This window comes from Serratia sp. (in: enterobacteria), from assembly GCF_046715635.1.
Classification (GTDB): domain Bacteria; phylum Pseudomonadota; class Gammaproteobacteria; order Enterobacterales; family Enterobacteriaceae; genus Chania.
In genome coordinates, this window is the sequence record NZ_JBKJYW010000239.1 from 1 (window position 1) to 6,114 (window position 6,114).

Below are 6,114 nucleotides of genomic sequence, written 5' to 3' on the forward strand. Positions count from 1 at the left end.
ACAAATGCCAAGCTCAAGCCGGTGTCTTGATTAATGGCTTCGAAGGTCAGGCCTTTACGGACTTTAGCCTCCATGATGATGTCGGTCAGGCTTTGACGTGCTGAAACGCTATGTAGTGATTGTGTCATGTTGACTCCAATAGGTTTGGTAGATTAGAAGCGTTGTATAGCTGGGCTGGCGGTGACGCTTGGGTTGCTCGCCAGCGGCACGAAACGGCGGGTATTGCCATCTAATGCGTCAATACAGCCGGTGGCGATATCGTAGATCCAGCCGTGCAGTCGCAGATTGCCTCGATCGAGCGCCAGCGCGACCGAAGGGTGAGTTTTCAGGTTGGTGAGTTGGGCGATGACGTTTTCACGCACCATCGAGTTAATACGCTCGTGCTCACTGGCGTGTTCATTGGCCTGATTGACCGCCTTGGCGGCATCGGCATAACGCAGCCAGTTGGCCACGGTGGGCATGTGATCCAGGCATTTACATGTGGCGATGGCGGTCATGGCGCCGCAATCGGAGTGGCCGCAAATCACGATATCCTCTACGCCGAGCGCGGCAACGGCATATTCCACCGAGGCCGAAACCCCACCGGGCTCAGGCCCGAAAGAAGGCACGATATTGCCTGCGTTGCGGATGACGAACAGGTCGCCCGGCTCACGTTGGGTGATCAGTTCCGGCACCAATCGGCTGTCGGAACAAGAGATAAAGAGGGTGCGTGGGCTCTGGCTGGTGGCCAGACGTTTGAACAGTTCTGTGCGCTCAACAAAAGCCTCGCGCTGGAACTTCAGAAAACCGTCAATAACCTCTTGCATGGTGACTCCATCAATGTGTGGCTTGCTTTCAATGGAGGCAAGAATGGACTTTTCTAGCTATAGGTTCCAAGACTCATTTATAATCACCTCGATAGGTATCACTAATAGTTGAGGCGCTATGTTACTGCGACACATACGTTACTTTCTGGCGGTGGCGGAGCAGGGGAACTTCACCCGGGCGGCGGAGGTGCTACATGTTTCTCAGCCGACCTTGTCACAGCAGATCAAACAGTTGGAAGAGACGCTGCAGGTTGAGCTGTTCGACCGTTCCGGGCGCAGGGTGCAACTCACCGATGCGGGTCAGGCCTGGATGCGCTATGCCCGGCTGGCGTTACAGGATCTGGATGCTGGCAAGCGGGCCATTCAGGATGTCGCGACGTTGGAACGCGGTAACCTCCGCTTGGCGATGACGCCGACCTTTACCTCCTACCTGATTGGCCCGTTAGTTGACGGTTTTTTCCGGCGCTACCCAGGGATTACCCTGAACATCCGTGAGATGACGCAGGATAAGATGGAGGCGTTATTGTGCGATGACCAATTGGATCTGGGGATTGCCTTCGAGCCGGTTCACTCTGCGGATATAGCCGCGACCAGGCTGTTCACGGAGCGGCTGCAACTGATGGTGGGGAGGAAGCATCAGCTTGCCAAGCGCCGCGCTGCCTTGAGCGTAGCGGAGGTGCAACAGGTACCGTTGGTGCTACTCAACGGCGACTTCGCCACGCGTCATTACGTCGATCAATATTGCCAACAGCACGCGATTTATCCTCAGGTCGCTATGGAGGCCAATGCGATTAGCGCCATCGTTGAGATTGTGCGCCACGGCCAGCTTGCTACCATCTTGCCGCAAGCAATCGCACGGGATAACCCGCTGCTGCTGCCTATTCAACTGTCGGTTCCCATGCCCGAGCGCCACGCCGTGGTGCTGCAACGCAAAGAGGGTTACCGCAGCGCCGCTTCACGGGCGTTGATTGAGATGTTGCAAGAGCAGGCGCTAAATTTTAAGGCGTGACTTACGGATCTGAGGGGAGAACTACAAGCACGTAGTCCCGCTTTCCAGTTCTCACAAAGAATACATGTCCGTAATTCGCCAGAGATCTTCGTTTGGTCGCTGTATATTTATTTTATCCCACCAAACGAGAAAATGACTATGAATAGGCAATTAAAGTTAACCTCAGATTTTAGAACGCTAAACGAGAAAGGCCGTTTTCTTTTAGCCAATGCCTGGGATATTGCCAGTGCCAAGATTTTCGCCAAAGAGGGATTTTTAGCTTTAGGCACGACAAGCGGGGGGATTGCATACAGTCATGGTTTTAAGGATGCACAAAAAATAAGCCCAGAGATGATGTTGCAACAAATATCGTCGATAGTGGATGCCGTATCTATTCCTGTGAATGCGGATATTGAATCTGGCTACGGCATCAATGATGCCGAGGTTTATGCTTATGTGCAAAGAGTGATCGGTGCTGGCGTGGTCGGCATTAATATAGAAGATAACAGCCATGGTATCAGACCGACAAGACTGTTCAGCATTGATGAGCAACGTACCCGCTTAGTAGCCGCTAGAGAGGCGGCAATGGATTCAAACGTCCCAATATGGATTAATGCTCGTATCGATACCTATTTGGTCAACGAGGCCAATGATAAAACCCTCTTTGAGATGACTGTTGAAAGGGCTAATCATTACCTTGGTTCCGGTGCTGATATGGTTTTCATTCCAGGTGTTGATGACCTGCTGTTATTGAACCGGTTGAAACAGGAAATCAAAGGTCCAATTAATATCATGGCTATGCCAGGCAGTCCTGATATAAATAAACTTTTTAATGCGGGCGCATCCAGAGTCAGTCTGGGCGTATGCCCAATGCTCGCCTGCATGGGAGCGATTAAATGTATTGCTAATGAATTTACCAGTAGTGGAACCTCAAATACTCTGGAACATTATTTTTATGGTTTTACAGATGCGGAATTGTTATTCGAATAAATAAGTTATAAATATAAGTTTACCAGCAACATTTCTCAACCAGCTACATCTTGTGGGGGCTTTGCATGCGGTGCCCATTTAGGTCTCTCATGAAGGCAGGGTTATGCTTTTTTGTGTATAACGCCTCATTTATACATGGAGCATGACGCAGATTGATAACATATTTATCATATTGTATGATGGCGCATTCGAATGGGGATGATATGGAATATCAAGCAATAGCTAAGCGAATAGCGCAGGTAATACTGACTCAAGATATGGTTGTAGGCCTAGCATATGGAGCAGCAGGCTACCTATTTCTATTTATTGACTCAACCATTTGTTGGGAAAGAACTTAATGGGAAAAAAATTTAAAGACAAAGTGTGCTTCTTTATCGCTAACGCGTTGATTAACATGCTTGGGTCCATCGGCTTTCTGTTATGCGTTTATTTCTTTTTTCACTTTGACACAGTAATGGATAGAGTGCTTTACATCAGTGGCACAATAATCGCTGTTATAGCTTTAGCTTACATTATACCCATTGATAAAAATCATTAGCCTGCTCTGCTAGGGGCAGACTAATAATCAAAGGTAAGCGCTGTTATGACATTGCACTTTGTATGGTTATTGTGCGCATTCCGGTTAATGTTGAACTATGCTCAAATATCAACCAAAAATCCCCGCGATCTCTGACCGCCGTTATGGCATAATGCGCGCCAAATCACATTCCCAATCAAATTAAGAGCGAGCGCTGTGTTAAGCACTAACAACATCACTATGCAGTTCGGCAGTAAGCCGTTGTTTGAAAACATCTCTGTCAAATTTGGCGGCGGTAACCGCTATGGTCTGATCGGAGCCAACGGCTGCGGTAAATCGACGTTCATGAAAATCCTCGGTGGCGATCTGGCGCCGAGCGGCGGTAACGTGTTCCTGGATCCGAACGAGCGCCTGGGTAAACTGCGCCAGGATCAGTTCGCTTTTGAACAGTTCAGCGTGCTGGACACCGTGATCATGGGCCACACCGAACTGTGGGCGGTGAAGGAAGAGCGCGACCGCATCTACGCCATGGCGGAGATGAGCGAAGAAGACGGCTACAAGGTAGCCGATCTGGAAGTGGCCTATGGCGAGATGGACGGCTACACCGCAGAAGCACGTGCCGGTGAGTTGCTGCTCGGCGTGGGTATCCCGGTAGAACAGCATTATGGCCCGATGAGCGAGATCGCTCCCGGCTTCAAACTGCGTGTCCTATTGGCTCAGGCCCTGTTCTCCGACCCAGAGATCCTGCTGCTCGACGAACCAACGAACAACCTGGACATCGATACCATTCGCTGGTTGGAGCAGGTGCTGAACGAACGTAACAGCACCATGATCATCATTTCGCACGACCGTCACTTCCTGAACATGGTTTGTACCCACATGGCGGATCTGGACTACGGCGAACTGCGCGTCTACCCGGGTAACTACGACGAATACATGACGGCGGCTACCCAGGCTCGTGAGCGCCTGATGTCTGATAACGCCAAGAAGAAGGCGCAGATTAACGAACTGCAGTCCTTCGTTAGCCGCTTCAGTGCCAACGCCTCCAAATCCAAGCAGGCTACCTCTCGTGCCCGCCAGATCGACAAGATCCAGCTGGAAGAGGTGAAAGCCTCCAGCCGTCAGAACCCGTTCATCCGTTTTGAGCAGGACAAGAAGCTGTTCCGTAACGCACTGGAAGTGGAAGCGCTGGCCAAAGGCTTCGACAACGGCCCGCTGTTCAGCAAACTCAGCCTGATGGTTGAAGTGGGCGAGAAGGTGGCGATCCTGGGTGCCAACGGTATCGGTAAATCCACCCTGCTGAAAACGCTGGTGGGTGACCTGCAGCCGGATAACGGCAGCGTGAAATGGTCGGAAAACGCCAAGATCGGTTACTACGCACAGGATCACGAATACGAGTTCGATGAAACCCTAAGCGTGTTCGACTGGATGAGCCAGTGGAAGCAGGAAAAGGACGATGAGCAGGCAGTACGTGGCATTCTCGGGCGTCTGTTGTTCAGCCAGGACGATATCAAGAAGCGCGTAAAAGTGCTTTCCGGTGGTGAGAAGGGCCGTATGCTGTTCGGCAAGATCATGATGCAGCGCCCGAACATCCTGATCATGGATGAACCGACCAACCACATGGATATGGAATCCATCGAGTCATTGAACATGGCGTTGGAAATGTATGAAGGCACCTTGATCTTCGTTTCCCACGACCGTGAGTTCGTTAGCTCCCTAGCTACTCGCATTCTGGAAATGACGCCGAACAAGGTGATCGACTTTACCGGCAACTACGAAGACTATCTGCGTAGCCAGGGTATCAACTGATCCCTTCGAGTCTTACAGTACGCCCCTCACCCCAACCCTCTCCCACAGGGAGAGGGAGCTGGTACGGTGTTGTGGGCAGGTACAGGCGTTCATTTGTGGCACATTTAGACGGGCCAGAGGTTAGGCACGGGAGTTAATCTGTGGCACGTTCAGTCCCCTCTCCCTGTGGGAGAGATACCGTCTTGTCGGCTATCTGGCAAGCGGTATTTCCGCATTAAAGGTCTTTCCTGATTTCACCACACCATAGGCCAGTTGCAGCAGTTTTCGCATCGCCGCACACACTCTCTCTTTGCCCGATTTCCCACGCAACTTCAGCCTTTCTGTTAAGTCTTTAACCACAACATTGTATTGGCTTGCCACCACCGCGGGCATGTATAACGCGCTTCGTAGCTCACCGTGTCCCACTTTCGATAACCGGCTTTTCCCTTTAAACATCCCCGACTCACATCGCTGTGGATTTAGTCCTGCGTACGCTACCAGGGCCTTGCTGCTGGTGAACCGACGCAGGTTTCCAGCGAAGGCCAGCAGGCTGGAGCTCAGCATCTCTCCCACACCAGGGATACTTTTTAGCAACTCGCTGTCCCGTTTCAGGTCAGGGTTATCATCGATGTGCTGACTGATTTTCTTTTTCGTTTCTCGTATCAGTTCATCCAACGTGGCGATGTGCTCATTGAGTGAAGGGACAATGACTGCTTCAGCCACCTCCAGGCGATTTTCTTCCATCTGACGCATCTCTTCCAGGTTCTTAAGATGCCTGACCAACGCGGTCAACTGGCGTTCGCTCAACGGGGCTGGGAACCACGGGTCAGGCTGATGCAGTGCGCAGTAGCGGGCTATCATCGCTGCATCGCTTTTGTCCGTTTTGTTCCGGGCCAGTTCTGTATTGCCGAAGGAATGGATACACGCCGGGTTCATCAGACTGACGTGGTAGTGGTTGTCTGCCAGATAAGTGGCCAGTTCCGTGCTGTAGCTCCCGGTGGCCTCCATGCAGATATGACAGTCAC

The 6,114-nt window shown here is 51.4% G+C and carries 5 protein-coding genes and 1 pseudogene; 3 read left to right on the top strand and 3 right to left on the bottom strand.

The features are described from left to right. Together ACLQ7H_RS11975 and ACLQ7H_RS11980 are read right to left on the bottom strand one after the other, a co-directional pair. Positions 1 to 128 (bottom strand): annotated as a pseudogene (locus tag ACLQ7H_RS11975) (cyanate hydratase); the annotation flags it as partial. A 24-nt stretch (positions 129 to 152) separates the two neighbouring features. Next, positions 153 to 806: a carbonic anhydrase gene (locus ACLQ7H_RS11980; protein WP_411752859.1), complete on the bottom strand. Its 654-nt coding sequence runs from the start codon at positions 804 to 806 to the stop codon at positions 153 to 155. A 118-nt stretch (positions 807 to 924) separates the two neighbouring features. Here ACLQ7H_RS11980 and cynR point away from each other — a divergent pair, with 118 nt between their 5' ends. The 3 genes from cynR (at position 925) to ACLQ7H_RS11995 (ending at position 5,110) form a co-directional block, all read left to right on the top strand. Next, a complete protein-coding gene (cynR, locus tag ACLQ7H_RS11985; RefSeq protein ID WP_411752860.1) occupies positions 925 to 1,815 on the top strand; it encodes a transcriptional regulator CynR in 891 nt (296 codons plus the stop codon). Positions 1,816 to 1,953: 138 nt separating this feature from the next. Next, on the top strand, positions 1,954 to 2,784 hold the full coding sequence (locus tag ACLQ7H_RS11990; protein ID WP_411752861.1) for an isocitrate lyase/phosphoenolpyruvate mutase family protein: 831 nt from the start codon (positions 1,954 to 1,956) through the stop codon (positions 2,782 to 2,784). Between the two features lie 733 nt (positions 2,785 to 3,517). Continuing rightward, positions 3,518 to 5,110 carry an ABC-F family ATPase gene (locus ACLQ7H_RS11995; protein WP_411752862.1) on the top strand — a complete coding sequence of 531 codons (1,593 nt, stop codon included), beginning with the start codon at positions 3,518 to 3,520 and terminating at the stop codon, positions 5,108 to 5,110. A gap of 189 nt (positions 5,111 to 5,299) precedes the next feature. Here ACLQ7H_RS11995 and ACLQ7H_RS12000 read toward each other — a convergent pair. Further along, positions 5,300 to 6,114, bottom strand: an 815-nt coding sequence (locus tag ACLQ7H_RS12000) for an IS110 family transposase (RefSeq protein WP_411752863.1), incomplete at its 5' end; no start/stop codon positions are given.

Coding starts and splice junctions, on each gene's coding strand:
- ACLQ7H_RS11980 (WP_411752859.1), bottom strand. CDS start 806: ATGCAAGAGGTTATTGACGGTTTTCTGAAGTTCCAGCGCGAGGCTTTT.
- cynR (WP_411752860.1), top strand. CDS start 925: ATGTTACTGCGACACATACGTTACTTTCTGGCGGTGGCGGAGCAGGGG.
- ACLQ7H_RS11990 (WP_411752861.1), top strand. CDS start 1,954: ATGAATAGGCAATTAAAGTTAACCTCAGATTTTAGAACGCTAAACGAG.